The 25,112-nt window shown below is 62.6% G+C and carries 24 protein-coding genes; 19 read left to right on the forward strand and 5 right to left on the reverse strand.

What is annotated here, in order from left to right:
• Positions 1-10 precede the first annotated feature (10 nt).
• The 4 genes from DTW89_RS11015 (at position 11) to proX (ending at position 4,781) form a co-directional block, all read left to right on the forward strand.
• The gene (locus tag DTW89_RS11015) at positions 11-586 is read left to right on the forward strand and encodes a TIGR00645 family protein (protein ID WP_114656001.1); all 576 of its coding nucleotides are present in this window, start codon (positions 11-13) and stop codon (positions 584-586) included.
• Positions 587-1,173: 587 nt separating this feature from the next.
• Positions 1,174-2,430, forward strand: coding sequence for a glycine betaine/L-proline ABC transporter ATP-binding protein ProV (gene proV, locus DTW89_RS11020; RefSeq protein WP_114655984.1), 1,257 nt, complete (start codon positions 1,174-1,176; stop codon positions 2,428-2,430).
• Complete coding sequence (proW, locus tag DTW89_RS11025; protein ID WP_114655985.1) at positions 2,427-3,701, forward strand: glycine betaine/L-proline ABC transporter permease ProW; 1,275 nt, start codon at positions 2,427-2,429, stop codon at positions 3,699-3,701. Before proV ends, proW begins: the two co-directional genes overlap by 4 nt.
• 63 nt (positions 3,702-3,764) lie before the next feature.
• On the forward strand, positions 3,765-4,781 hold the full coding sequence (gene proX, locus DTW89_RS11030; protein WP_114655986.1) for a glycine betaine/L-proline ABC transporter substrate-binding protein ProX: 1,017 nt from the start codon (positions 3,765-3,767) through the stop codon (positions 4,779-4,781).
• A gap of 129 nt (positions 4,782-4,910) precedes the next feature.
• Here the strand turns inward: proX and fumC are convergent, their stop codons facing one another.
• Positions 4,911-6,317, reverse strand: a complete 1,407-nt coding sequence (gene fumC, locus DTW89_RS11035) for a class II fumarate hydratase (RefSeq protein WP_114655987.1) — start codon at positions 6,315-6,317, stop codon at positions 4,911-4,913.
• A 217-nt stretch (positions 6,318-6,534) separates the two neighbouring features.
• On the opposite strand from fumC, the gene DTW89_RS11040 reads away from it, so the two are divergent.
• Both DTW89_RS11040 and murI read left to right on the forward strand, forming a co-directional pair.
• A complete protein-coding gene (locus tag DTW89_RS11040) occupies positions 6,535-8,103 on the forward strand; it encodes a fumarate hydratase (protein ID WP_114655988.1) in 1,569 nt (522 codons plus the stop codon).
• Positions 8,104-8,204: 101 nt separating this feature from the next.
• On the forward strand, positions 8,205-9,065 hold the full coding sequence (gene murI / locus DTW89_RS11045) for a glutamate racemase (protein ID WP_114655989.1): 861 nt from the start codon (positions 8,205-8,207) through the stop codon (positions 9,063-9,065).
• A 62-nt stretch (positions 9,066-9,127) separates the two neighbouring features.
• On the opposite strand, the gene DTW89_RS11050 is transcribed toward murI, so the two are convergent.
• Both DTW89_RS11050 and DTW89_RS11055 read right to left on the reverse strand, forming a co-directional pair.
• Positions 9,128-9,646, reverse strand: coding sequence for a M48 metallopeptidase family protein (locus DTW89_RS11050; RefSeq protein WP_111866970.1), 519 nt, complete (start codon positions 9,644-9,646; stop codon positions 9,128-9,130).
• A 73-nt stretch (positions 9,647-9,719) separates the two neighbouring features.
• The gene (locus tag DTW89_RS11055; protein WP_114655990.1) at positions 9,720-10,355 is read right to left on the reverse strand and encodes a DUF6806 family protein; all 636 of its coding nucleotides are present in this window, start codon (positions 10,353-10,355) and stop codon (positions 9,720-9,722) included.
• Positions 10,356-10,605: 250 nt separating this feature from the next.
• Between DTW89_RS11055 and DTW89_RS11060 the strand changes: the two genes are divergently transcribed.
• From DTW89_RS11060 to DTW89_RS11070, 3 genes are read left to right on the forward strand one after another with little or no spacing between them, the layout of a single operon-like run.
• Positions 10,606-11,943, forward strand: coding sequence for a tyrosine-type recombinase/integrase (locus DTW89_RS11060; protein ID WP_024815466.1), 1,338 nt, complete (start codon positions 10,606-10,608; stop codon positions 11,941-11,943).
• Positions 11,944-11,994: 51 nt separating this feature from the next.
• Positions 11,995-12,318, forward strand: coding sequence for a type II toxin-antitoxin system RelE/ParE family toxin (locus DTW89_RS11065; protein ID WP_024815467.1), 324 nt, complete (start codon positions 11,995-11,997; stop codon positions 12,316-12,318).
• Complete coding sequence (locus tag DTW89_RS11070) at positions 12,315-12,656, forward strand: addiction module antidote protein (protein WP_024815468.1); 342 nt, start codon at positions 12,315-12,317, stop codon at positions 12,654-12,656. Before DTW89_RS11065 ends, DTW89_RS11070 begins: the two co-directional genes overlap by 4 nt.
• A 44-nt stretch (positions 12,657-12,700) precedes the next feature.
• Here DTW89_RS11070 and DTW89_RS11075 read toward each other — a convergent pair whose 3' ends face one another.
• Positions 12,701-12,886, reverse strand: coding sequence for an abortive infection family protein (locus tag DTW89_RS11075; protein ID WP_081739385.1), 186 nt, complete (start codon positions 12,884-12,886; stop codon positions 12,701-12,703).
• 1,061 nt (positions 12,887-13,947) lie between these two features.
• On the opposite strand from DTW89_RS11075, the gene DTW89_RS11085 reads away from it, so the two are divergent.
• From DTW89_RS11085 to DTW89_RS11115, 6 genes are all read left to right on the forward strand, one after another.
• Positions 13,948-14,775 carry a DUF932 domain-containing protein gene (locus DTW89_RS11085; protein ID WP_024815469.1) on the forward strand — a complete coding sequence of 276 codons (828 nt, stop codon included), beginning with the start codon at positions 13,948-13,950 and terminating at the stop codon, positions 14,773-14,775.
• A 68-nt stretch (positions 14,776-14,843) separates the two neighbouring features.
• Positions 14,844-16,913, forward strand: coding sequence for a ParB/RepB/Spo0J family partition protein (locus tag DTW89_RS11090; protein ID WP_114655991.1), 2,070 nt, complete (start codon positions 14,844-14,846; stop codon positions 16,911-16,913).
• A 490-nt stretch (positions 16,914-17,403) separates the two neighbouring features.
• Entirely contained in the window at positions 17,404-18,396 is a 993-nt protein-coding gene (locus DTW89_RS11095) for a hypothetical protein (RefSeq protein ID WP_114655992.1), read from the forward strand.
• Entirely contained in the window at positions 18,384-19,496 is a 1,113-nt protein-coding gene (locus DTW89_RS11100) for a hypothetical protein (protein ID WP_236637110.1), read from the forward strand. Before DTW89_RS11095 ends, DTW89_RS11100 begins: the two co-directional genes overlap by 13 nt.
• Positions 19,496-20,170, forward strand: a complete 675-nt coding sequence (locus DTW89_RS11105) for a hypothetical protein (RefSeq protein ID WP_236637111.1) — start codon at positions 19,496-19,498, stop codon at positions 20,168-20,170. The genes DTW89_RS11100 and DTW89_RS11105 overlap by 1 nt, the downstream gene beginning before the upstream one ends.
• Before the next feature lie 937 nt (positions 20,171-21,107).
• Positions 21,108-21,422, forward strand: a complete 315-nt coding sequence (locus DTW89_RS11115; protein ID WP_114655995.1) for a DUF736 domain-containing protein — start codon at positions 21,108-21,110, stop codon at positions 21,420-21,422.
• A gap of 387 nt (positions 21,423-21,809) precedes the next feature.
• Here the strand turns inward: DTW89_RS11115 and DTW89_RS11125 are convergent, their stop codons facing one another.
• Positions 21,810-22,103 (reverse strand): helix-turn-helix domain-containing protein, encoded by a 294-nt coding sequence (locus DTW89_RS11125; protein ID WP_114655997.1) that lies wholly within the window; start codon positions 22,101-22,103, stop codon positions 21,810-21,812.
• A 210-nt stretch (positions 22,104-22,313) separates the two neighbouring features.
• Here DTW89_RS11125 and DTW89_RS11130 point away from each other — a divergent pair, with 210 nt between their 5' ends.
• The 4 genes from DTW89_RS11130 (at position 22,314) to DTW89_RS11145 (ending at position 24,991) form a co-directional block, all read left to right on the forward strand.
• Positions 22,314-22,661, forward strand: a complete 348-nt coding sequence (locus tag DTW89_RS11130; protein WP_114655998.1) for a DUF2958 domain-containing protein — start codon at positions 22,314-22,316, stop codon at positions 22,659-22,661.
• A 340-nt stretch (positions 22,662-23,001) separates the two neighbouring features.
• A complete protein-coding gene (locus tag DTW89_RS11135) occupies positions 23,002-23,772 on the forward strand; it encodes a DUF2285 domain-containing protein (protein ID WP_114655999.1) in 771 nt (256 codons plus the stop codon).
• An 83-nt stretch (positions 23,773-23,855) separates the two neighbouring features.
• Positions 23,856-24,137, forward strand: a complete 282-nt coding sequence (locus tag DTW89_RS11140; RefSeq protein WP_114656003.1) for a helix-turn-helix domain-containing protein — start codon at positions 23,856-23,858, stop codon at positions 24,135-24,137.
• A gap of 86 nt (positions 24,138-24,223) precedes the next feature.
• The gene (locus DTW89_RS11145) at positions 24,224-24,991 is read left to right on the forward strand and encodes a replication initiator protein A (protein WP_236637113.1); all 768 of its coding nucleotides are present in this window, start codon (positions 24,224-24,226) and stop codon (positions 24,989-24,991) included.
• Positions 24,992-25,112 lie beyond the last annotated feature (121 nt).

Genomic DNA, 25,112 nt, shown 5'->3' on the forward strand with positions numbered 1-25,112 from the left:
CCCGTCTCCCCTGCGTCCCCTGCGTCCCCTGCCTGCGCTGATCTTTGCCAGCCGATGGCTGCAGCTGCCGCTTTACCTCGGGTTGATTGCGGCGCAGGCCGTGTATGTGTGGCATTTCCTGCTCGAACTCTGGCACCTGGTCGAAGCCGTGTTTGGCAGCCAGACGGCGCTACAGGCCCTGGTGACCAGCATCGGCTACAAGCCCGAGGTGCAGATCACCGCGCTGAACGAAACCGTGATCATGCTGGTGGTGCTGGCGCTGATCGACGTGGTGATGATCTCCAACCTGCTCATCATGGTGATCGTGGGCGGCTATGAAACGTTTGTGAGCCGGCTGGGCCTGGACGACCACCCCGACCAGCCCGAATGGCTGGGGCACGTGAATGCCTCGGTGCTGAAGGTGAAACTGGGCCTGTCAATCATCGGCATCAGCTCCATCCACCTGCTCAAGACCTTCATCAACGCCGCCAATTACGACGTGAAGGTGCTGATGTGGCAGACCATCATCCATGTGGTCTTCCTTACCAGTGCAGTGGCCATTGCCTACACCGACAAGCTGCTCAACAGCAGCCATGTAAAGCACTGAGCCATAATTTTTAGTCAAATTAACCTCAAGCGCTTATATATAAAGCGCATGCAGCTATTAATTTTATAGCAAAAGCACCTCTATAGAAGAAGGATGCCCCCGCCGACGGGACCCGGTCGGGGCGCATTGCGACCGGAACAGCGCGCGTGTATACCCGGTTTTGAAAAACCCCTGTTTTGACCCAAAGACACTGAATCCGTATACTTCGGTTCTCATTCACCACCTGCAACGCAGGTAATTCAGCCCCAACGGGGTTGCAATGTGTTCCTGGTGTGGCCTTCGCGGTCGCTCCAGCCCGTCAAAGTTTGTCCCTGATGCCCCGCCGCCGTGCCTTTGCCCGGTGGCAGCCGTGGTCCCAGCGTCCTCCCCCGGGTCCGCCGCCGGAACACACCTCTGGCCCTTGCGCACCACCTTGCGTGCCATTCGGGCCAAGCTGGCACGGCCAGTGCCTATCCATTTCGTGCCCTCCCGTGTGCTGATCTCAGCCAGGGTTGGCCGCCGCATCAGGGCCTCACAAGGGCTTCGAACCTGTCCGCCAATGGCGGGCGGGCTGTGTTCCACCCATTCAACGAGGGAGATCCACCAGCGTGGCAAAAAAAATCACCATCGACCATGTGTTCAAAATCTTCGGCGATGCGCCGCAGCAGGCACTGGAGCTTGTCCGCCAGGGTTGCAGCAAGCACGAGATTCTGGAGCGTACCGGCAACTCGATCGGCGTATTCGACGCCACTTTCACCATCGAGGCGGGTGAAATCTTTGTGGTCATGGGCTTGTCCGGTTCTGGCAAATCCACGCTGGTACGCCTGCTCAACCTGTTGATCGAGCCCTCGGCCGGCCGCATTCTGGTGGACGGCACCGACATCAGCAGCCTGACCAGCGGGCAATTGCGCGCACTGCGGCGCAAGGACATCAGCATGGTGTTCCAGTCTTTCGCGCTGATGCCGCACATGAATGTGCTCGACAACACCGCCCTGGGGCTGGAGTTGGCGGGCGTGGGCCGGGCCGAGCGCCAGGCGCAGGCAGCGCAGGCACTGGAGCAGGTGGGCCTGGCCAGCTGGGGCGCGAGCTATCCCGACGAGCTTTCGGGCGGCATGCAGCAGCGCGTGGGACTGGCGCGCGCGCTGGCGTCCGATCCATCCATCCTGCTCATGGACGAGGCCTTCTCGGCACTCGACCCCATCATCCGCACCGAGATGCAAAGTGAGTTGCTGCGCCTGCAGCAGATCAGACGGCGCACCATCGTTTTCATCTCGCATGACCTGGACGAGGCCATGCGCATCGGTGACCGCATCGCCATCATGAAGGACGGCCAGGTGGTGCAGGTGGGCACGCCCGATGACATCCTGCGCAACCCGGCCAATGACTATGTGCGCAGCTTCGTGCGCGGTGTGGATGCCGCTGCCGTGTTCAAGGCCGGCGACATTGCGCGTGAGCGCTTCACCGTGGTGTCCGAACACAACGACCGCGGCTCGCGCGCCGCGCTCAAGCAGCTGGAAGACCAGGACCGCGACTTTGCCTACGTGGTCAGCCCCACGCAGCGCTACCTGGGCACCGTGTCGGCCGATTCGCTGCGCACCGCACTCGAGGGCCATGTGGGGCCAAGGGGTTTGCAACACGCCTTTTTGCCCAATGTGGAGCCCATCGCCGCCGACATGGCGGTGGCCGACCTGTTTGGCCAGGTGGCGCAGGCGCCCTGCGCACTGCCGGTGCTGGGGCCGCAAGGCGAATTTCAGGGCGCCATCAGCAAAACCACGTTGCTGAAGTTTCTGGACCGCGACACCCCGCCGGTTCCGCCCTCGGCACCGCCTGAGGAAACCCTCGCCCAAGAAAGGAGCTTCGCATGACCGATGCACTGCACACGCCCGCGCCAACCGCGCTGCCACCGCCCGCCGATACCGACCCCTGGGCCACAGCGGGAGATTCCGGCGCAGCCGTCACGCCCTGGGATTTGCCTGCCGCAGCGTCGGATGCGCCCACTACGGCAGCAACCACCGACAACGCCGACCCATGGGGCGCAGCCCCGGCCGGCAGTGACGCCACCGACAGCACCGGCAGCTGGCTGGATGCCCCGGCACAGGCCGCAACCACACCATTGGACAGCACCGATGCCGCGTCCCGTGGCTGGCACATCCAGCAACTGTGGGATGGCTCTTTGCCCATCGAATCGTGGATCAACGAGGGACTGGGCTGGGTGGTAGAGAACTTTCGTCCTTTCTTCCAGACCGTGCGCGCGCCGATTGACGGCACGCTGACCTGGGTGGAAGGCCTGCTCACCGGCGTGCCCACGCTGGCCATGGTGGCGTTGCTGGGTCTGCTGGCGTGGCAGTTTGCGGGCCGCGCCGTCGCCTTGGGCGCCGTGGCCTCGCTGCTGGTGGTGGCCATGCTGGGCATCTGGTCCGAGGCCATGGTGACGCTGTCGCTGGTGCTGACCTCGCTGGCATTTTGTATCGTGATCGGTCTGCCGCTGGGCATTGTGCTTGCAGCCAGCGACCGCGCCCAGCGCTGGATGCGCCCGTTTCTGGATGCGATGCAGACCACACCCGCCTTTGTTTACCTTGTGCCGGTGGTCATGCTGTTTGGCATTGGCAACGTGCCGGGGGTGATTGTCACCATCGTGTTTGCGCTGCCGCCGCTGGTGCGCCTGACCAACCTGGGGTTGCGCCAGGTGCGCCCCGACCTGATCGAAGCCGCGCGTGCTTATGGCGCTTCACCCTGGCAGTTGCTGGTCAAGGTGCAGCTTCCGCTGGCAATGCCTTCCATCATGGCGGGCATCAACCAGGCGCTGATGCTGTCGCTGTCGATGGTGGTGATCGCTTCGATGATTGCCGTGGGCGGCCTGGGCCAGATGGTGTTGCGTGGCATTGGCCGCCTGGACATGGGCCTGGCCACCGTGGGCGGTCTGGGCATTGTGCTGCTGGCCGTCACGCTGGACCGCATCACCCAGGCCATGGGCCGGCCGCGCCGGGGTGTGCGCCATTGGTGGCAGACCGGACCGGCCGGTCTGGCGTGGCGCCTGGTGCGCCGCACTGCCACCGCCACCGCCACCGCCACCACCACACCCGCAGCGTCGGCGGCACCTGAAGCCCCCGCCGATCTGGCACCGGCCCGCCGCTAGGGCTTGGGCCACATACCACCATTCATCGAATTTCCCGCACCCTCATTCAAGGAGTCCGCAGCCATGTCCAATCAGCCACTTTTCACCCACGGCGCCAAGACCGCCATCGCTGCCAGCCTGCTGGCCCTCGGCCTGGCAGGAGCCGCCCATGCGCAAGCCCTGCCCGGCAAGGGCGTGAGCGTGCAGCCCCTCAAGAGCTCGCTTGCCGAAGAGGCCTTCCAGACCCTGCTGGTTGCGCGCGCCCTGGAAAAACTGGGCTACGACGTGCAGCCCATGAAAGACCTGGAGCCTGCCACAGAGCACCTGGCCATTGCCAACGGCGACGCCACCTTCATGGCAACGCACTGGAATCTGCTGCACGCCGATTTCTACAAAAACAGCGGCGGCGACGCCAAGCTCTACCGCAAGGGCGTGTACTCCGACAACGCCGCCCAGGGCTACCTGATCGACAAGAAGACCGCCGAGCGTTACCAGATCACCAACCTCGCCCAGCTCAAAGACCCACAACTGGCCAAGCTGTTTGATACCGACGGCGACGGCAAGGCCGACCTGACCGGCTGCAACCCTGGCTGGGGCTGCGAGCTGGCCATCGAACGCCACCTCAAAAACTACCAGCTCGGCGGCTCCATCACCCACAAGCAGGGCAGTTATGCCGCGCTGATCGCCGACACCATTGCCCGCTTCAAACAAGGGCAGCCCATCCTTTATTACACCTGGACGCCCTACTGGGTGAGCGCCGTGCTGCGCCCCGGCACCGATGTGGTCTGGCTGGAGGTGCCCGATTCCCCCACGGCCGCAGCGCAGGACGACACCCGTTTGTCCAACGGCAAAAACTACGGGTTCAAGGTGAACCAGCAGCACATCATGGCCAACAAGGCCTTTGCCGACCAGAACCCGGCGGCCGCCCGGCTGTTTGAGGTGATGCAGCTGCCCGTGGCCGACATCAACGCCCAGAACCTGCGCATGAGCCGGGGCGAAAACAAGGCCAGCGACATCGCACGCCACACCGACGGCTGGATCAAGGCGCACCAAAAGACGTTTGACGGCTGGATTGCCCAGGCCATTGCCGCGGCAAAATAGTACGCAAATTAATGACAAAAACAGGCTCTAGCGCAATACCATAAAGCGCTAGCAGCTATGTTTTTTATAGCACTTCAAGTCCCTGCATGACTGCTGGCGTGCAGCACCACGGGCGCTGGCGGGTGTCGGCTATCGGCCCACCATGTCTTGCGGCACCACCCAGGCGTCAAACTGCTCGGCCGAGACATGGCCCGAGGCAATGGCCGCATCGCGCAGGCTGCTGCCTTCGGTGTGGGCCTTTTTGGCAATCTGCGCGGCCTTGTCGTAGCCGATGTGCGGGTTCAGCGCCGTCACCAGCATCAGTGAGCGCTCCACCAGCTCGGCCATGCGGGCGCGGTGCGGCTCGATGCCTGCGGCGCAATGGTGGTTGAAACTGACCATGCCGTCGGCCAGCAGGCGCACGCTTTGCAGAAAATTGTGGATCACGAGCGGACGAAACACGTTCAGCTCGAAGTTGCCCGAAGCACCGCCGATGTTGATGGCCACATCGTTGCCCATCACCTGCGCGCACAGCATGGTCAGCGCCTCGCACTGCGTGGGGTTCACCTTGCCCGGCATGATGGACGAGCCTGGCTCGTTCTCGGGAATCGTGATCTCGCCCAGCCCGCTGCGCGGCCCGCTGGCCAGCCAGCGCACGTCGTTGGCAATTTTCATCAGGCTGGCAGCCAGGGTTTTGAGTGCACCGTGGCCATGCACCAGCGCATCGCAGCTGGCCAGGGCCTCGAACTTGTTGGGCGCGGTGATCAAGGGCAGCCCCGTCAGGTCGGCCAGCTCGCGCGCCACCGCTGCGGCATAACCGGCGGGCGCATTGAGCCCTGTTCCCACGGCGGTGCCGCCCAGCGCCAGCTCGCACATGTGCGGCAGTGCCGCACGCACATGCTGCTCGCCATGCTTGAGCTGCGCCACCCAGCCCGATATTTCCTGCCCCAGTGTGAGCGGTGTGGCGTCTTGCAGATGGGTGCGGCCAATCTTGACGATGTCTTCAAAGGCTGCCGCCTTGTCCGCCAGCGTGGTGCGCAGTTGCTGCAATGCAGGCAGCAGCCGGTGCGTCAGCGCCTCCACCGCGGCCAGGTGCATGGCGGTGGGAAAGACATCGTTGCTCGACTGGCTCTTGTTCACATCGTCGTTGGGGTGCACCAGGCGCCCCTCGCCGCGCGGTCCGCCCAGCAGCTCGCTGGCGCGGTTGGCCAGCACCTCGTTCATGTTCATGTTGGTCTGGGTGCCCGATCCGGTCTGCCACACCACCAGCGGAAACTCCTGCAGGTGGCCACCGGCGATCACCTCGTCCGCCGCCGCCACGATGGCCGTGGTCTTGACGGTATCGAGCAGGCCCAAAGCGTTGTTCACATAGGCGCTGGCGCGCTTGACCTGGGCCAGGGCGCGGATCAGCTCCGGCGCCATGCGCTCACCCGAAATATCAAAATGCTGCAGCGAACGCTGGGTCTGCGCGCCCCACAGGCGCTGGGCGGGCACATCGATGGGACCAAAGCTGTCTTTCTCGGTGCGGACTGCGGTCGGGTCGGGTCGGGATGTCATCAAAGTTCTGCCTTGCTGCTCTGCGAGCCAATGGAATGAAGGGATAGAAACACCAGGGCGCAGCATACCCATGCAACGCTGTGCTGCGCTACCCATTGGGGTCGCCGCCGCCGCCTCCTGCGCCAGCCACCGCCCCACCATCGTGCCTGACAGCACCGCGCAAGCCCGCAGGGGGATAATTCAGGGTTCGCGATTTACCCCACTGACCCCACCTGCCATGACCACGACCTCCATTCGCCAAGCAGACCTGATCGAGTCCATCGCCGCCGCGTTGCAGTACATCAGCTACTACCACCCCACCGACTACATCGCCCACCTGGCCCGCGCCTATGAGCGCGAAAAAAGCCCGGCGGCCAAGGATGCGATCGCCCAGATCCTCACCAACAGCAAGATGAGCGCCACGGGCCAGCGCCCCATCTGCCAGGACACCGGCATCGTCAACGTGTTCCTGAAGGTGGGCATGGACGTGCGCTGGGAAGGCTTTACCGGCAGCCTGGACGACGCCATCAACGAAGGCGTGCGCCGTGGCTACAACCACCCCGACAACACGCTGCGCGCCAGCGTGGTGGCCGACCCGCAGTTCGACCGCAAGAACACCAAGGACAACACGCCTGCCGTGATCTTCACCGAGATCGTGCCCGGCAACACCGTGGACATCACCGTGGCGGCCAAGGGCGGCGGCTCGGAGAACAAATCCAAGATGTACATGCTCAACCCCAGCGACAGCGTGGTGGACTGGGTGCTCAAAACCGTGCCCACCATGGGTGCCGGCTGGTGCCCGCCCGGCATGCTGGGCATCGGCATTGGCGGCACGGCGGAAAAAGCCGTGCTCATGGCCAAGGAAAGCCTGATGGACGACCTGGACATGTACGAGCTGCAGGCCAAGGCCGAAGCCGCCAAGACCGGCGGCCCCGCGCTCGACAAGGTGGAAGCCCTGCGCCTGGAACTGTTTGAAAAGGTCAACGCCCTGGGCATTGGCGCCCAAGGCCTGGGCGGCCTGACCACCGTGCTGGACGTCAAGATCAAGATGTACCCCACGCACGCGGCCAGCAAGCCCATTGCCATGATCCCCAACTGCGCCGCCACGCGCCATGCGCACTTTGTGATGGACGGCTCGGGCCCCGTGTACCTCACGCCCCCCAGCCTGGACCTGTGGCCCAACGTCGACTGGACGCCCGACTACAACAAGAGCAAGAAGGTCAACCTCGACACCCTCACCAAGGAAGAAGTGGCCAGCTGGAAGCCCGGCGACACGCTGCTGCTCAACGGCAAGATGCTCACCGGCCGCGATGCCGCGCACAAGCGCATCCAGGACATGCTGGCCAAGGGCGAGAAGCTGCCGGTGGACTTCACCAACCGCGTGATCTATTACGTGGGCCCGGTCGATCCCGTGCGTGACGAGGCCGTGGGCCCCGCCGGCCCGACCACTGCCACGCGCATGGACAAGTTCACCGACATGATGCTGGAGCAGACCGGCCTGATTGCCATGATCGGCAAGGCCGAGCGCGGCCCGGTCGCCATCGAGTCCATCAAGAACCACAAGAGCGCTTACCTGATGGCCGTGGGCGGTGCAGCCTACCTGGTCAGCAAGGCCATCAAGACCGCCAAGGTGGTGGGCTTTGAAGACCTGGGCATGGAAGCCATCTACGAATTCGACGTGGTGGACATGCCCGTCACCGTGGCCGTGGACGCGGGCGGCACCAGCGCCCACATCACCGGCCCCGCCGAGTGGCAAAAGCGCATCGCCACGGGCGAATTCAAGGGCATCGAAGTCGCGGCAGCCTGACGCCACCGGGCATGGCGGCGCGCCGATGGCGCGGGGTGGCATCTGCACACCGCGGGTGAAACCATCCGCCCTGCCCCTGCTTCCTTTACCGGCCTGACACCATGAACCGTGCTGCGCAACCCATCGGCGTTTTCGACAGTGGCATCGGGGGCCTGAGCGTGCTGCAGGCGCTGCGCGCCGAGTTGCCCCACGAGCGTTTTGTCTATCTGGCCGACAGCGGCAATGCACCCTATGGCGATGCGCGGGGCGACGCTTTTGTCAGCGCCCGCACGCACGCTATTACCTGTTACCTGCGTGAACAGCACCACATCAAGGCGCTGGTGGTGGCCTGCAACACGGCCACGGCTGCCGCCATCCATGAGGTGCGCAGCAGCCAGCCCGACCTGCCGCTGGTGGGGCTGGAGCCCGCACTCAAACCGGCTGCAGCGTTGAGCAAAACCGGGCGCATCGGCGTCATCGGCACGCGCGGCACTCTGACCAGTGAGAAATTTTCCAGGCTGCTGGCGTCGCTGGCCGGACAGGCTGAATTCATTGTCCAGCCCTGCGATGGCCTGGCACGCGCCATCGAGGACAGCACGGCACAGCCCTTGCCCACCAACCCTTTTGCTACCGAAACCAGAGCACTGTGTGCACGCTACATCAGCGCTATGGGCACCTTTGGCACCGAAACGGGCGAAATCGACACGCTGGTGCTGGGCTGCACGCACTATGTGTTTGTGGCGGACGAGTTGCGCTCACTCGTTGGCCCGCAGGTGCGGCTGATTGAAACTGGCGAGCCGGTGGCACGGCAAACGCGGCGCCTGCTGCACAAGGATGTGCTGCTCACCCCCGAAGATTCAGCGGCTGAGGCGCCCGCCTCCATCCGCTTGCTCACCACCGGCGCACTCGCACCGTTGCAGGCGGCCGCAGAACGCTGGCTGCAGCTGCCACCCGACTGCTGCGCCACTGTCTCCATCCCGTAAATACAGATCAAATCAGGCTGTAGCGCTTGCTGGTATAGCGCGAGCAGCTATTTAATTGATAGCTATTCCGGCGCCCACAGACGCTCGCCAGCGTGCTCGAGGTACGTGAGGTAAAGGCGCACGTCAAACTCGTACTGGTGGTATTGAGGCTCCATGTGCTCGCACAGCTTGTAGAAGGCCTTGTCGTGGTCTTTCTCGCGCAAATGGGCCAGTTCGTGCACCACGATCATGCGCAAAAACTCGTCCGGAACCTGCTTGAACATGGCTGCAACGCGAATCTCATGCTTGGCCGCCAGGCGGTTGCCCTGCACGCGCGACACCGAGGTATGCAACCCCAGCGCATGGCGCACGACATGGATCTTGCTGTCAAAAACCACCTTGTTCACCGTGCCTGCGTTGCGCAGGTGTCGGGCCTTCAGTTCTGCAGCGTAGTCATACAACGCCTTGTCGCTGCGCACCGCGTGCGGCTGGGGGTATTTGCGCAGCAACACAGGGCCCAGCCGCCCCTCACCCAGCAGTTGCCGGGCCTGGTCTTGCAGCGACTCGGGGTAGGTGCGCAGGTAAGGCAGATCGGTTTTCATCCAGTCACCGTCCATCGCGCAGCGCAGCAAGCCGGGCCAGGCCGGTGGCGCAGCAACTCAAAAACTCGCGTTTTCAGTGAAGGTGGCGCGGGCGACGTCCGCCACCGTGTCCGCCACCCGAGTTGCCTGGCCCACCCGATCCACGCGGGGGCTTGCCAATTTCCAGCGAATTGACCAGGGCGTCGAAACGCTGGGTGAACAACTTGTCGATCTCGGCCACCACGCCACCGAGCTCGGCGCCATCAAAGTGGCGCTCCATCATGTTCACCACATCCTGCACCAGCAAATCGCGCTGCACCTGCATGATGGCCGCAGGCGTAGGGCCCACGAACAGCATCACAAAATCGTCGCGCGACTCGGTGCCGTCGTCTTCCTCGTCCTCATCGAAATCGGCGTCGTAAAACGTCACCTCGATGGCGGCGCCCAACTCGGCCAGTTCGTTGAGGCTCATGCACATTTCATCGAGCGACTGGCGAAAATCGTCGTCGCCACGCACCGTCCAGCACATCTGCAGCATGTGCTCCTGAGCATCGAACTTGATTCCAGGCTCTTCTTCGTAGGCACTGGCCGCGCCATCGGCCAGCGAGCGGGCACCGGCGTATTTCCACAGGGGTTTGAGCGCCTCCTGGAGCTGTTCAAAGCTGGTATCGGCGCGCAACTGGACCTGTCCGTGGACATGGATTTCAAAGGGAGCGTTGTAACTTGACATGATTGAATCGTAGTGGTGCCCCGAGCCGGGGTCGAACCGGCACGCCCCTTTTCAGGAAAGCGGCGGATTTTAAGCCGAAGAATCGGTACTGCACCGAGGCACTCCGGGCTTGGATCAAGCCCCCCGAGGCAGGTTTTCATAGGGGCATCTTGTCTTGATGATACCCGGGTGCTTGATGCAAATCGACCCGGCTCCCTTTCGCTTGGCTCCTGCCTGGCTCCTGGAAATCGGGCAATTCCAAGGAGCAATCATGGCGAAGATCAAACTGACGAAAACGACGGTCGATACGGCGCAGCCTCAATCCACTGACGTGGAACTGCGCGACACGCTGGTTCCGGGCTTCCTGTGCAAGGTGACCCCCACAGGCCGGAAGGTGTTCATGGTGCAGTATCGCACCAACGCTGGCGAGCGCCGCAAGCCGTCGCTTGGGCTGTTCGGTGAACTGACCGTCGAGCAAGCCCGCACGCTCGCGCAAAACTGGCTGGCCGAAGTTCGCCGTGGCGGCGACCCCGGCGGCCAGAAGGCGGAGGCGCGCAAGGCGCCGACCGTTGCCGAACTGTGTACCCGGTTCATGGAGGACTACTCCAAGACCCGCAACAAGCCGAGCACCCAACGTTCGTACCAGCATCAGATCGACCGCTCGATCATTCCGGCCTTCGGCAACATGAAAGTGGCGGACGTCACCCGCCTGGATGTAACCGCGCTGATGAAGCGCAAGGAGAAGTCGCCCATCCAGGCCAATCGGGTGCTCGGCTGCATTCGCAAGATGTTCAACCTCGCCGAACTGTGGGGCTACCGGCCCGATGGCTCCAATCCCTGCCGGCACGTTCCGAAGTACCCCGAGAAAGGTAAGACGCGCCTGATCACTGACGCGCAGATGGCGCTGTTGTTCGCCTATCTCGAAAAGGCCGACGCCGAAGGACTGGAGCACCCGACGCTGACACTGGCGATCCGGCTGCAGTTCGAGTTCGCTGCCCGCATGTCGGAGATCCTGTTGCTGGAGTGGGACTGGATCGACCTGCCCAACAAGCGCGTGGTCTGGCCGGACAGCAAGACTGGGGACATGTCCAAGCCCATGAGCGAGGAAGCGCACCGGCTCTTGTCAACCGCGGCGCGCTACGAGAATTCTCCCTATGTCTGCCCGTCGATCTTCAATCACAAGAAATCGCTGACCGCGAATTCCTACTATCAGGCATGGCGGCGCGTCCTCAATCGCGCCGGCGTTCCCCATGTCGGAACGCACGGCATCCGCCATCGCGCGGCGACGGACATCGCCAACTCAGGCGTCCCCGTGAAAGTCGGCATGGCACTGACCGCGCACAAGACGGTCACGATGTTCATGCGGTACGTGCACACCGAGGATGATCCCGTTCGCGCAGCTGCCGAGCTGGTGGCGAGCCGGCGCAAAGTCGTGATCGAAACCCGGCCGTCGCCAGCCATCGACGTTCCGCCTCCAGCTCCGATCGCACAGGAGCCCAAGAGCCCGGTCGCGGTCTACAAGCCATTTCGGCATCGCAAGGACGGCACGCGCGCAGTCCCGCCCGGCAGCAAGCGCGCGACCGATGCGTCGGCCGAGCTTGCATCATGAAGGTGGCCACCTTGATGTTTGTGATTTATAAGTTACAATGGAGGCCGCGCCATGATTAAAGTCCGGCGATACCAACGTGTAGATGGTGCGGTGCCGCTGACCGATTGGTTGGCCGATCTGCGGGACGCACGGGCTCGGGCCAAGCTGGAAATCCGTTTCCGGCGGGTGTCCCTGGGCATCTTTGGCGACATCAAGCCGGTCGGCGAAGGTGTCCTGGAACTGCGCGAGGACATCGGCCCCGGCTACCGCGTGTACATCGGCCGGCACGGTGCGGCGCTGGTCATCCTGCTGTGTGGCGGCGACAAGCGCTCGCAGGATGCGGACATTCAACGGGCCAAGGAATACTGGCTGGACTGGAAACGGAGAAATACATGAGCAATCGCAAACATGCCGCCTCGGTCTCCCATAGCGAGGCCACCATTGCCGAGCTGCGTGCCGATCGAGGTTTTGCGGTCGAATACCTGAAATCTGCACTGGAAGAGCTGGACAACCCGGAGCATCGTGCGGTCGGCCTGCTCGCGCTGCGCGACGTGGCCGAGGCCTACGGCGGACTGGCGACGGTTGCTCAGGAAGCAGGCATCACCCGTGAAGCGCTCTACCGGGCGCTGTCGCCGACAGGCAACCCGACGCTCAAGACCTTGCTGGCCGTGCTGCATGCGGTCGGTATGCGCTTGTCCGTTGCACCGGCCGAGCCCATCGTGTCGCACGCCTGAACCACCGGCCTGCCGGCTCATTAGAAATAATGGCCGCAGGTCGTTCAAACGCGCCGCATCGTGCCAAGCCAGCGCTCCATTACGAAAATCACAATGGTGTGCGATGCATGAACCGCCAAGCGCGCTTCTGACACCACGATTTTAGGCGGCTCAATGCCGCGCCCATGTGCCGACCCAATGTGGGTCCGGTAAGCGCCAATGCCATCGACGATGGACGCAAGGCAAGCCAGCTATCACAGCCCATCGACGATCCGCGACGTTTCATCGCTGTTCCCCGTACCTCGTCCTCCAAGCCCCGAGTACCTATTGAAGTGTTTCCAATAATAGTAACAAAAAGATTCTTCGATCCGACGCGCGTCAACACAGTACAGACGGATAAGCCAAGGGAGCCGAACTGTGCGTCCGGCACAGTGCGCCGCCGGGCTCGCGGGCGTTGCCCCGCACCTCGCTCCGAGTTGCGGCCATCCGGCTTTGATCCCTGACGCCTGCGGCCCTGGCGGGCCTGCGCGCTGCGCTTGCCTACCCATACCTTTGTTGGAGGTGGGTAGGCGGTCTTGCTGTTCCCTTCACCGTATCACGGCGTTCTCGCCGTCAAGGGCTGCGCGCTTCGCTTGCCTCCAGGGGAAAGCCCTGCGGGCTATCCCCGCCGCGCGATGCTTGGCGCCCCTCGATGCCGCCGAACCGGCTGCGCCGGCTCGGCCAGGAATCCGCAGCCGCAAAGGCCGTGGAGCCAGCTTCCCAATGCCTGGAACATGGTGTCTATCCTGGGCGTGGTGTCCATCGAGCCTTGAAGTCTGGGCGTCCCCGGCCAAGAAACATGGCCGATCGCGCTGTCGTGCTTCGCATCGAGCCACCTTCGGCGTCTCGCCCCTGTCGGGCTTCCATCGTTCCCTCGCGCTGCTCGGCTGACGCCTGCGGCCCGGCTTCCAGCTTCGGGCCTGCGCGCTTCGCTTGCCGAGCGGTCGGCGGTGGAACGGGCCGTTGCCTGTCCAGCCATCTTTCCTGACTCCATCACCTTGCTCGCGACTGTAGCCCGCGGTCGTGTGCCGTCAAGGCGCGCAGGGCCGTGTCCTCGGCTGCGCCTGCGGGCCGCACCAACCCTGCGCTTGCCTCCTTGACGGCACACGACCGCGGGCTCCCTTTCGTCGCGGGCGATGAACTCAGGAAAGACGGTGGCAACGAGGCCAACCGGGTTCTTCGTGCCGACCGCACCAAACAGCCGAAAGGCTGGGCTCCGAATCTAGGAATCCGGTGTGCGGCTTCTTCAACAACCAACTTTGTCAGGAGAAAGATCATGCTTGCAACCCGTTTCGCTTCCCATTCCCCCGCGCTGCGCAGCGACTACCCGCTGTCGGATGACCAGATTCGCAGCGTGGCCCCGTCCATCTTCGCGGACGCCCCGCACCAAAGCCGCTCCGAGCGGTACAGCTACATCCCCACGGCCGCCGTGCTGACCGAGCTTCGCAAGGAAGGCTTCCAGCCCTTCATGGTGACGCAAACCCGCGTGCGCGATGAAGGCAAGCGCGAGCACACCAAACACATGCTGCGTCTGCGCCACGCCAGCCAGATCAACGGTGCGGAGGCTAACGAAATCGTGCTGCTGAACTCGCACGATGGCACCAGCAGCTATCAGATGCTGGCCGGAATGTTCCGTTTCGTGTGCAGCAATGGGCTGGTGTGCGGTGACACCGTGGCCGATGTGCGCGTGCCCCACAAAGGCAACGTGGCCGGGCACGTCATAGCAGGCGCTTACGAGGTGTTGAGCGGCTTCGAGCGGGTGAAGGAATCCCGCAATCTCATGCGCGGCATCACCTTGGACGATGGCGAATCCGAAGTGTTCGCCCGTGCTGCGCTGGCTTTGAAGTACAACGACCCGAACAAGCCTGCGCCTATCACCGAATCTCAGATTCTGATGCCGCGCCGCTTCGAGGATCGCCGCCCCGATTTGTGGTCCGTCTTTAACCGCACCCAAGAAAACCTCGCGAAGGGCGGATTGTCTGGCCGCGCCGCCAATGGCCGCAGGCAGCAGACCCGGCCCGTGCAGGGCATCGATTCCGACATTCGCCTGAACCGCGCCCTGTGGCTGCTGGCCGATGGCATGCGCGCCCTCAAAGCCTGACCCGTTCCCCCGCCGGAGGGGCGGTTTCCCCTCCATTCCCTGTCTGTTTCATTTGATTGGAGTCCATCATGAACGCCGTTACCCATGCCGAAACCAGCGCCGTCAATACCGCATCCACTACCGCCGTCAACATGCTGCAAGCCGCCGACCCGAGCAAGAACATGATTCTGGTTCCGCTGTCGCAGCTGGTGCTGCGCCCCACGGGCCGCAACGTGCGCAAGACCCCGCGCATGTCCATTCCCGAACTGGCCGCGAGCATCCAGCGCGTGGGCCTGCTGCAAAACCTCATCGTGATTCCCGCTGCCGATGGCGAGCATTACGAAGTGGTGGCCGGTGGCCGCAGGCTGGCCGCGTTGAAGCTGCTGGCGAAGAAGCACCGCCTCGCCAAGGATTGGGAGGTGCCTTGCCTGCTGGTGGCCGATGGTACGGCCCGCACGGCCAGCCTCACCGAGAACGTGCAGCGCGAAGCCATGCACCCGGCAGACCAGTTTGAAGCCTTCGCGGCGCTGGTGGCCGAAGGCCGGCCCATCGAAGACATTGCAGCGGATTTTTCCGTCACGCCGCTGGTGGTGCAGCGGCGCTTGAAGCTGGCGAATGTTTCGCCACGCTTGATGGCCGACTACCGGGCCGATGCCGTCACGCTCGACCAACTCATGGCGCTTTCCATCACTGACGATCATGCTTCGCAAGACGCCGCGTTCTACGATGCGCCGCAGTGGCAGCGCAGTCCGTCTGCGCTGCGCGAACGCCTCACCGAGCGCGAGATTGATGCTTACCGGCATCCGCTGGTGCGATTCGTCGGGTTGGACACCTACGAAGCCGCAGGCGGCGGGATTCGCCGCGATCTGTTCGCGGAAGGCGATGCGGGCGTGTACCTCAACGATGCGGCCTTGCTGGAACGGCTGGCGCACGAGAGGCTGGCGGGCATCGCCGCCGAGGTGAAGGCCGAAGGCTGGGCATGGGTGGATGCTGCACACGCCGCCACCTATGCCGACCTGCAAGCGTTTCAACGCGCCCCGAGAGAGCGGCGCACGCCGGGCAAGCGCGAAGCCCTGCGCATCGAGAAGCTGCAAGCCAGGATGCGGGAGGTAGCCGAAGCCCTCGATGCCGCGATGGACGCCGACGACGAGGACAAGGCCGACGCCTTGCAGGAGGAAGGTGAGCGCCTGGGCCAGCAGTTGCAGGCACTGGAAGATGGTTTGCTGGACTATGCCGCGAACATGCGGGCCGCTGCCGGTGCCATCGTCACCATCGACCGCAACGGCGAGGCAGTGATTCATCGAGGGCTGATGCGTGAGGCCGAAGCGAAGGCGCTGCGCACGCCGGAAAAGTTGCGCCAAGGTTTCGGCAGCGTGGAAGCCGAGAACGACGACGAAGGCGAGAACGACGAAGCGCCCAAGGCCGCTATCTCTGATCGGTTGGCCCAACGCCTCAGCGCCCACCGTACCGCCGCGCTGCAAATCGAAGTTGCCCGGCATCCGCAGGTGGCATTGGCCGCACTGGTGCATGGCATGGTGCAAACCGTCCTGCAGGACAGCCACTACGGGCACGATCTGCCGCTGGGCGTGCGTCTCACGGCACAAGACCGGCTGGAAGGCATGGCCCCGGACTGGCCCGAATCGTCCGCTGCTGAGGCGCTGCGCGAATTGCAACAGGCATGGGGCGGCAAGCTGCCCAAGGACAGCGCCGAACTGTTCACCGCGCTGCTGGCGATGGAGCAAGGCGAACTGGTCAAGTTGCTGGCCGTGTGCGTGGCGTCCACGGTGGATGTGGTGACGCCCCGCGCCACGCCACACCAGCCCGGCGCGGAACTGGCACAGGCCGTGGGCCTCGACATGGCCGCATGGTGGAAGCCGACCGCCGAAGGCTACTTCAAGCATGTTTCCAAGGCCGTGATTCTGGATGCCGTGGGCGCGTTCGCACCGGAGCACGTCGCCCGGCTGGCGAAGCTCAAGAAGGCCGACATTGCCAGCGAAGCCGAGCGGCTGGCCGATGGCACGGGCTGGATGCCCGCCATCTTCAAGGCCGAAGGCACGCAGGAGGACGCGCCCGAGGAAGGCCCGCAGGATGCGGGGCAGCCCGATGCGGAAGAAGCCGCCACCGTGGCGGATGAACCCGCAGAGGCATTGGCCGCGTGACCCTCGCCGCAGGAAGCGCCCGGGTTCCGGCCGGGGCGCTTTCCTGCAAGGAGCCAGACCATACCCACGACCAACACCACCACGAGCCGCCCACGCATGGCAGCGATCTATGCGCCCGGCACAGGTCGCCCTTTGCCGCGTGCCGTGTGGTGGATCATCGAGACGAAGGAATAGCCGTCATCCCAGCATCGGCCCCAGCGTCTCGCCGTGGGGCCGATGAATACAAAAATCCGGGCGCGGCGGTAGCCGCGCCCGGTACAGAAGCCAAGCTGCCGGAACATCACGCGCCGCCGCCTGCTGCGCCCAGGGGCAAGCGGCGGCGTTGAAGGCATTGCGGTGCGGCGCGATGCCTCGGACACGTTCTACCCTGGAGAATGGGGCTTCATAGCGCAATTGCACGTGTGGAATATGCTCTAATTTCCCTGCTTATTGGTGGCAGGGCGTAGCTGGTGCCCAGGCCTCCGTAGCAGCCAAACAAGAAGGAGGAGTTGTGGCGGAGACAATAAACATTGGTGAGATCGCACCGAGGCTTTCAAAGGATATTCTGAAGCATTTCTTGTGGGAAATTCATCCCAAGATGGATGACAACTTTGAGTGCTCCAATGAAAAGCACCTTGGCGAAGGTGGAAAGCCAAAGGCTACCCACCCCGGTGACGTTGTTTTCTTGTACCAAGATCCATATTTAGGCAGAACAGTTTATCTCCACACCGATTTAAAGAGCTACGCCGCTGATTCAATTAACTCTACTAGATTGCGCAGTGCCTTCAAATCACTGTGCATGACGATTGACTGTGCGCGAGGCTCAGATTCTTGGAGGTCAAAATACTCCGTTTACGAATCAGAGGCGTATGAGGTTCGTGGGCTGCTATTCGTTCACAATCATGACAATGGCTACGACAAGCCATTTTATGAGGCCATCGACAAGGTCGATCTGCAAGCACTTCCTGTGGCACCTGGAACTCAGCTGCATTACCTTGGGCCAAAAGACATTCAGCGCCTGTACAGCATAGCGAACGACGTTCTCCGCCTGAAAGGCGAAGGTGAACTGCCGCAAACATACACGTTCTATTACCCTGATTTGGTGATGTCACGCCGACAGGGGGATGTTTGGGCGCAGCCGGCGACTGTAGAGACGCTGACTTCACCATACATCATCATCAAGCACGCCGCAACGGATAGTCAGAGTGCGGGCTACATCATCTACTACAACGCACCTGCATCCAGCCCGGAAGAGTTTGAGTACTTTCTCGACAGCTTGTCGAGGTTCCAGATGCTGGAGTCCGGTGAGCGAATTTTGCTGCGCGTCACTGACCCAGATGCACCCAATGATCTCAAATCCATCTTCCTCACAGCCCAGAAGAAATATGTAAAGGCCTGGGGGTTTGATCCTGCACGCGAGGAAATTCTCGCGAAGATCCAGATTGAAAGGATTACAAGCGTTACCAGCACGTATAACCCGGGAGATATGGGATGGCGGGAATGAAGAAGCGGGCTCATGGCCCATCGCTTTACTACGCAAGTGATAAAAATGTCTTCGATGCATTGAATCAGCACAAGGTTGATACACCGACCGTCATCCGGCTGTTTCAACGCCGCAATATCGTGGTCAGCAAGAAGACATCGCGAGAAGACCTTGCGAAATACTTCTCAACGCTGACGCACGACTACTACGACCACAAGGAGATTGCGGCCAGACTCGGCGTTGTCGCAAGACGTGAGCGCACGACGTCAATGGACGTATCAGGGGTAAGTGATACCGACGAGCTGCAAGGCGTCGTTGAGCAGTTGAAGAAAGAAATGGAGGCAAGCGGCGACACGGTGCAAGTGACGCGAGAAGGCGACAATCTCAACATTCGAATTCAATATTCCCAGATCGATTACAAACGCAGCGAGTTCTCGCAAGTTCAAGTTCGTGATGGAACCATTGAATTCGTCAAATCTCCGGCAGGGTATGTTGTGCGAAATACGCAGAACGACTACCTCAACGGAGTCCGGGAAACGCTATTGGCAAAGGTTGAGAAATCGACCTCGGAGCCATTGACCAAGGTTGTCGTTGCGTTGTTTGATATTCCGTGGGCAAAGCTTCGATCCAAGTTCTTTCACGAGCTGGCGAGTTCACTGCCTGGCTTTGTCCGGCGTGACGTGACTGACGTATACGTATTCAAAGCGAAGCCTGAGCAGGATGGTGAGACCGGAGAAGAAGAGGATGTCGAGGGTTCCGAGACTCATGTGGAACGAGTTTTTCTTCGCGGCAACGGGGTCAGTCGCTCGGAAATTCTGAATGGACTCCTTGATGAAGAAAATTACTACATCATCAAGATGGGGTGGACTGCAACCGAGACCATGGGAGTAGGCAATGTTTACGACATTGAGGCGGGTTTTTCTGATCTCAAGGATTGCACGGGATTTTCATTCATCTTGAGTGGCGTGTTCCCAGTCGAAGAGGGAAAAATCTCGACACGACGACGACAACCATACAAACATGAAATTGATGCTTTTTCGCGGGTCATTGAGTCGAAGGCCCGGGACCTTGTTGCGGCGCTGAGAGTTGAATTTCAGGGTACTGACAGCGGGAGCGAGTGATGCAGATCAGGTATCGGTGGTTTCGTATTCAACTGCCAGCCCGCGCTCGGGATTTGGCGGCGATTGTCGCCAACTGCCCTTTCGAGTCTGCAGCCTCTTTCGGGTTTTCGCGAGCACCAAGTGGCGGTGCCTCTTACCGGTATCTTTGGCGATCACGAGTCGTCGTAACCAAGCTGGATGCCGAAGGGGCACCGACCTACGAGCAGATAGACAGCGTAAGCTTTACCGATTTTGCAGTTGTAGAACTGGGTGACCTAATCTTCCTGAGAATTGAGAATGCTGGGAGAAACATTCGTGATCTCCTCAATGCGCTCGAAACCTTGGCTGGTATGGGCTTTACTGCGAAACCGGTAACGTTCGACAAGGAGCGCCCCTCTTCCATTTTCAATTCCGTCGATTCTTCTAAGCTCATAGGTTTGAAGGTCGTTGGCGCGGTTCTCGCTGACGATCTCGTCGCTCGAATGGAGTTCGTGTCCAAAGAGGGGATGGTGGTTGAGAGCATGGAGGTTCTCGCGGGCTTAAAGTACAAGGTCGAGCTTGCAGTGTTTGAACTGGTCTTGAGTGGACTGAGAGGGCAAATTGCATTTGCCGCGAACGGCACCGTCAAGATCAGTGGTCAGATCGCTCCCAAGTTGATAAGCCTCGTAGAGAAAGACCTCCCGCTATTCATTTGATCCAAGCTATTGCTGGTACGGAGTGACTGACTGCCTCAATTGCAATGCGACGACCGGCTTGAAGATGGCATAGGACGTATAACGGGTGATCTTTGTCGTCGCTCGATGTGCGAATTTTTTGTTGGGTGCTCAGGACGCTTGAGCGTGCTGGCGCGATGCGCCGCCGGGCTTTGCGGGCTGCACCCCGTGCCGTCTGTGTCGTCAAGGCATTCGGCTTCAATCCCTCACGCCTGCGCGCCTACGCGCCTGCGGCACTGCGCGCTTCGGTTGCCTCCAGGGGATCTGCGCCAGGCCCATCCCCGCCGCGCGATGATTGGCGCCCCTGTAAGAGAGCCGAACCGGCTTGCGCCGGATCGGCCTGGCCGGCGCCCCGCCGCAATGGGCAGGGCGTTGCGGCGAATACGCCGTGGCTTGCTGCGGCAAGTTGTGCGGATGCGTGTCGTCCTCGACGCTGGCGGTTCTCGCCTGTCACGTCACGAAGGATGGTTCACGGCACAACGCCCAGCCTCGCTATGGAGCTTCCACACCACACCACAATGGCGGCGCCGCAGGGTGGGGCAGGGGCGTTCTCGCCCGTCGTCGGGATGTTGCCTTGGCCCGCGTCAGGGAGCGAGCCAGTGAAGCCTGCATGCGGGGATGCCGAGTCGGCCATAACTCCTTTCGGAGCGGTTCGGCCCAAGGCGTCCTTGTCTCGTTGTGAATCCTGGCGGTGGCGCGGCTGCGCCTCGGGCTTTCATTGCTGCAACCGTCCAGCGAAAACAATCTCCCCTGCTTTGTCACTGCGTTCGGCGCATTCCTCGCGGGACAAATTCTTTTCGCCTCCCGGCTCTCCACTGCGTTTCGACCGCAAGCGGTGCAGCCAGCCCGTCCCCCGCCGGCCGGATCACAACAAGGACGCGATGGGCGCGAACCTTGTTCAACCGAAAGGAAATTCATCATGGCAACCATCGGCACCTTCACCGCAGACAAAGACGGCTACACCGGCACGCTTCGCACCCTGACGCTCAACGTCAAGGCCAAGCTGGTTCCCAACGACAAGGGGGACAAAGAGAACGCCCCCGACTTCCGCATCCAGGCACCCGGCTACGACGTGGGCGCGGCGTGGAAGAAGACCAGCGAGGGGGGCCGAGCCTACGTGTCCTGCACCCTCGATGATCCTTCGTTCCCGGCGACGGTCTATGCCCGGCTGATCGAGGAAGAAGACGGCACGCACACGCTGATCTGGTCGCGCAGCAAGCCCCAGGCGGCCTGACGGCCGCAGCGCCCCACCCATCGCGGCGGGGCGCTGTGCTGCTGATGCAGCGCTGTGCCGTATCGACAGCCGGAACAACTGGATTTTCGTCTGCCTGTTTTCGAGGTAGTTCCACCTGGCTGCAAAACCATGACCTGGGTTTCCAGAAGCCAATGCAGGGCGGATCGGCGCTATGCGCCGCCGGGCTTTCCGGGCTGCGCCCCGTGCCGCCTTTGCCGTCACGGCCATTCGGCTTCAATCCCTCCCGCGGCTTCGCGCCTGCGGCGCTGCGCGCTTCGCTTGCCTCCGGGGGATCGGCGCCAGACCCATCCCCGCCGCGCTGTGCTTGGCGCCCCTGCAAGACCGCCGAACCGGCAGCGCCGGATCGGCCTGGCAAGGTCACGCCGGCTACGCTTCGTAGCTGGCCTTTAACACCGCCTCCAGCTCCTGCTGCACCTGCGCCAGAAGCTGCTCAGCCTGTTTCGGGCTCTTGCCTGTGTAGGCCAGCGCCAGCAGCGTGACGGGATGCACCTGCATGACCTCGCACAGCTCGGCCAGCTTGTTGAGCGTCGGGCTTTTGAGGTCGCGCTCCAGCGAACTCATGTACGTGCGGCTGGATACGTCGGAAAATGCTTCCTGGCTCAGTCCACGCACCTTGCGGACTGTTTTCAATGCTGTTGCCAACGAGTGCTTTGCCGCCACCTCAGGTTCTCCCCAAAACCCAAGATGACATTCGATTGCGCCCTATAGGACTACAATCTATAGGGCTCATTTTTGCTTTTACGGAAATCAGTAAATCCGCTTCTGTTTCGTCCGACAGAACCGCATTCGTGTCTTTCCTGACTTCCACCGATGCGGTTCTGCGCCTTCACGCTTTGGCGGATTCGTGCATCGACGAAGGGATCGCCCGCCATGAACCCACTAACCACCGAGGACGAGCGCGTGCTACTGCTGGCCAACGGCCAGGCCCGCGCTGCCGGTCAGGACGTTGATCCGCTGCCGGTCGTGCGGCTGTTCACGCCGGATGCCCACGCTACTTGGCTGCTGGCCTCGCTTGATCCCGCCGATGGGGACACGGCCTATGGCCTGATCGACCTGGGGATCAGCATGCCCGAGCTGGGCCATATCAAGCTGTCCGACCTGGCCTCCATCGTCGGCCCGAACAAGCTGCCGGTGATGCGGGATCGGTATTTTCAGGCGATGCGGCCCCTGTCGGAGTACCTGCGGCTGGCGCAGGAGAACGGCTCCATCGTCGATTGAACCGTTCATGCCCCGGCCAAGCCGGGCGCATTGAGACTATTTCAGTCTGGCTCAAGACCTGTCAGGTCTTAATCCGCATTGTTGCAGCGCACTGGGGTGACTCTGGCGAAAACGGTCACGATGACCGGCGCGGCTTGCGGCACGGTGGATATTGCAGGGCGCGGCTATTCCCATTGCGCCATCACCGCATTCAGACGCTTTGCGCAATGTACCGGATTCAAACCGTCTTGACACGAAAGTTACGACTTATCCAAGTTTTTCACGTTTGGATGCTGATGCGATAGCCCTTGTGCGTTGATGTCTGCGGTGGTGTTCCTGCAATTTCACAGGAGCTTGCGTCATGGCGGATCGAAGCACCGAGCCGTGGTATCCCACGGCGGCATATCTCTACGTGCTGCACCTTGATGGCCTCGCGTTGGCCTGGGAGTACCTGCGCCGTCATCACGAGTACCGGCTGGACTGGTTGCACCGTTCGCGCAGGCCACAAGCGGCACAACACGCGGCGCATCGCTGGGGCTTGCGTCTGCTGGAAGACCCGGCCTTGGATGCGCGCGACGCGCATCCGGCCTGGCTTCCCGGCCACGATGCCGTGGTGCAGCTTTACCCGGATGCCGACCCGCCGCCCGACGCCGTGGCCTTCGCGTTCTGGCACATCCCCGGCCACAAGCAACTGATTCATGACGGCAAGGGGCTGGTGCTGATCGCAGGCAGCCCTGGCCATTGCCTGCGATTCGCGCTGGCCCCTGGCCTGGAAGACGGCATGGCCGTGGCCTATGCCCATCGCGGCGGCACCATTGCGCCTACGCGCAGCCATGCGCTGGGCGCGGCACTGGTCGATGCCCGGTCCAGGCCAACACCTGCCGCGCTGATGGAACTGCACACCCTGCAGGCGCTCGACGCGGCCCTGGCGGGCGCGTCCTTGCGCGTGATCGCCGAAGGACTGTTCGGCGAGGACGCGGCGGCCGATTGGTACAGCGACGGCGGCCTGCGCTCCAAGGTGCGCCGCCTGGCGCGGCGTGGCGATGCGTTGATGCGCGGCGGCTATCGCCAATTAGCACAACTTCCACCGCTTGAGAAGGGTCGTTCTGAAGGGGACGCAAAACGACCCTGAGCAAGAGAGCTTCGTTTTCTGAGACTGCCTCCATCCGGTTGCGCTGTGCGGCCGGAGCTTTGCAACCGATGGAGGTTCACACCATGCGTCCTGCTCACTTGCGGCCCGCCGCCGCTCCCGCGACTACTCCCGCGCAGCCCCAGCGCTATCTGACCAACGACGAGGCCGCCGACTACTTGCGCCTGTCGCCGCGCACGCTGGAAAAGCAGCGCGTGATCGGTGGTGGGCCGAAGTTCCGCAAGTTCGGCCGGCGCGTCATGTACGCCGTGGCCGACCTCGATGTCTGGGCTGCGGAGCGCAGCTTCGAGAGCACGTCCGATCCCGAGTACGCCGAGCAGCATGCGGCGGACAGCCGTGCGCGCTGATTCCTGGCGCGCGGGTGACCTTCGCCGTGTCCAAGCCCTCGCAAGAACGCGAACAGCTAGACCTGTTCCGCGCCTTGCCGGGCGACATGGCGCCGCGCGACAGCCAGGACTTGATGGCCTTTCCGTTCTTCTCGCTGGCGAAGTCGCGGCGCACGGCGCCGATCGACTTCCGCACCAGCGGCGTGACGATCCGCGTGGAAGGCACGGCCGAGCACGGCATCGCCACGATCTGGGATGCGGACGTGCTGATCTGGGCCGCCAGCCAGATCGTGGAGGCGCGCGATGCGGGCTTGCGCCTGTCGCGGTTGATGCAGGCCACGCCCTACGAAATTCTGCGCTTCATCGGGCGTGGTACGTCGCTGCGCGACTACCAGCGCCTCAAAGCGGCCCTGGATCGCTTGCAGTCCACCACGGTGGCCACCTCCATCCGAGAGACGACCGGGCGGCGATTGCACCGCTTCTCGTGGATCAACGAATGGAAGGAACTGGCCGATGCCCGCGGCACGCCGCTGGGCATCGAACTGATCCTGCCGGACTGGTTCTATGCGGGTGTGATGGATGCGGCACTGGTGCTGACCATCGACCCGGCGTATTTCCGGCTGACGGGTGGAATCGAGCGATGGCTGTACCGGCTGGTGAGGAAGCACGGCGGGCGCCAGCCCGGTGGCTGGCAGTTCGACTTCCGGCACCTACACCGCAAATCGGGCAGCACGGCCAAACCCTACGACTTCGCCTGCGACTTGCGCGCCTTGGTGGCGCGGCAGTCGCTGCCCGGTTATGTCCTGGGCATCGAGCGGTTGGATGGCATCGAACTGCTGACCTTCCGGCCCGTGCCATACACGGCACGGGGATAACCGGTGCGCGGCCTGTGGACGGGCTCGTGCTATCAGGCGTGGGACTATCGTGCTATCAGGCGTGTCAATCGCCCGCAAAGCCAATGCTGGCGCGGGTTTCGGCCTCCCTTAACTTACCTAA

The sequence above is a fragment of the Acidovorax sp. BoFeN1 genome (assembly GCF_003345135.1).
GTDB classification, from domain to species: Bacteria; Pseudomonadota; Gammaproteobacteria; order Burkholderiales; family Burkholderiaceae_C; genus Acidovorax; species Acidovorax defluvii.

Bases quoted from the DNA above. Each gene is read 5' to 3' on its own strand.
- DTW89_RS11070 (WP_024815468.1), top strand. From the start codon at position 12,315: ATGAGCAATCGCAAACATGCCGCCTCGGTCTCCCATAGCGAGGCCACC.
- DTW89_RS11130 (WP_114655998.1), top strand. From the start codon at position 22,314: ATGAACCCACTAACCACCGAGGACGAGCGCGTGCTACTGCTGGCCAAC.
- DTW89_RS11100 (WP_236637110.1), top strand. From the start codon at position 18,384: ATGGCGGGAATGAAGAAGCGGGCTCATGGCCCATCGCTTTACTACGCA.
- DTW89_RS11040 (WP_114655988.1), top strand. From the start codon at position 6,535: ATGACCACGACCTCCATTCGCCAAGCAGACCTGATCGAGTCCATCGCC.
- DTW89_RS11115 (WP_114655995.1), top strand. From the start codon at position 21,108: ATGGCAACCATCGGCACCTTCACCGCAGACAAAGACGGCTACACCGGC.
- DTW89_RS11140 (WP_114656003.1), top strand. From the start codon at position 23,856: ATGCGTCCTGCTCACTTGCGGCCCGCCGCCGCTCCCGCGACTACTCCC.
- proW (WP_114655985.1), top strand. From the start codon at position 2,427: ATGACCGATGCACTGCACACGCCCGCGCCAACCGCGCTGCCACCGCCC.
- fumC (WP_114655987.1), bottom strand. From the start codon at position 6,317: ATGACATCCCGACCCGACCCGACCGCAGTCCGCACCGAGAAAGACAGC.
- DTW89_RS11090 (WP_114655991.1), top strand. From the start codon at position 14,844: ATGAACGCCGTTACCCATGCCGAAACCAGCGCCGTCAATACCGCATCC.
- proX (WP_114655986.1), top strand. From the start codon at position 3,765: ATGTCCAATCAGCCACTTTTCACCCACGGCGCCAAGACCGCCATCGCT.
- DTW89_RS11050 (WP_111866970.1), bottom strand. From the start codon at position 9,646: ATGAAAACCGATCTGCCTTACCTGCGCACCTACCCCGAGTCGCTGCAA.
- DTW89_RS11105 (WP_236637111.1), top strand. From the start codon at position 19,496: ATGCAGATCAGGTATCGGTGGTTTCGTATTCAACTGCCAGCCCGCGCT.
- murI (WP_114655989.1), top strand. From the start codon at position 8,205: ATGAACCGTGCTGCGCAACCCATCGGCGTTTTCGACAGTGGCATCGGG.
- DTW89_RS11145 (WP_236637113.1), top strand. From the start codon at position 24,224: ATGGCGCCGCGCGACAGCCAGGACTTGATGGCCTTTCCGTTCTTCTCG.
- DTW89_RS11135 (WP_114655999.1), top strand. From the start codon at position 23,002: ATGGCGGATCGAAGCACCGAGCCGTGGTATCCCACGGCGGCATATCTC.
- DTW89_RS11055 (WP_114655990.1), bottom strand. From the start codon at position 10,355: ATGTCAAGTTACAACGCTCCCTTTGAAATCCATGTCCACGGACAGGTC.
- DTW89_RS11065 (WP_024815467.1), top strand. From the start codon at position 11,995: ATGATTAAAGTCCGGCGATACCAACGTGTAGATGGTGCGGTGCCGCTG.
- DTW89_RS11060 (WP_024815466.1), top strand. From the start codon at position 10,606: ATGGCGAAGATCAAACTGACGAAAACGACGGTCGATACGGCGCAGCCT.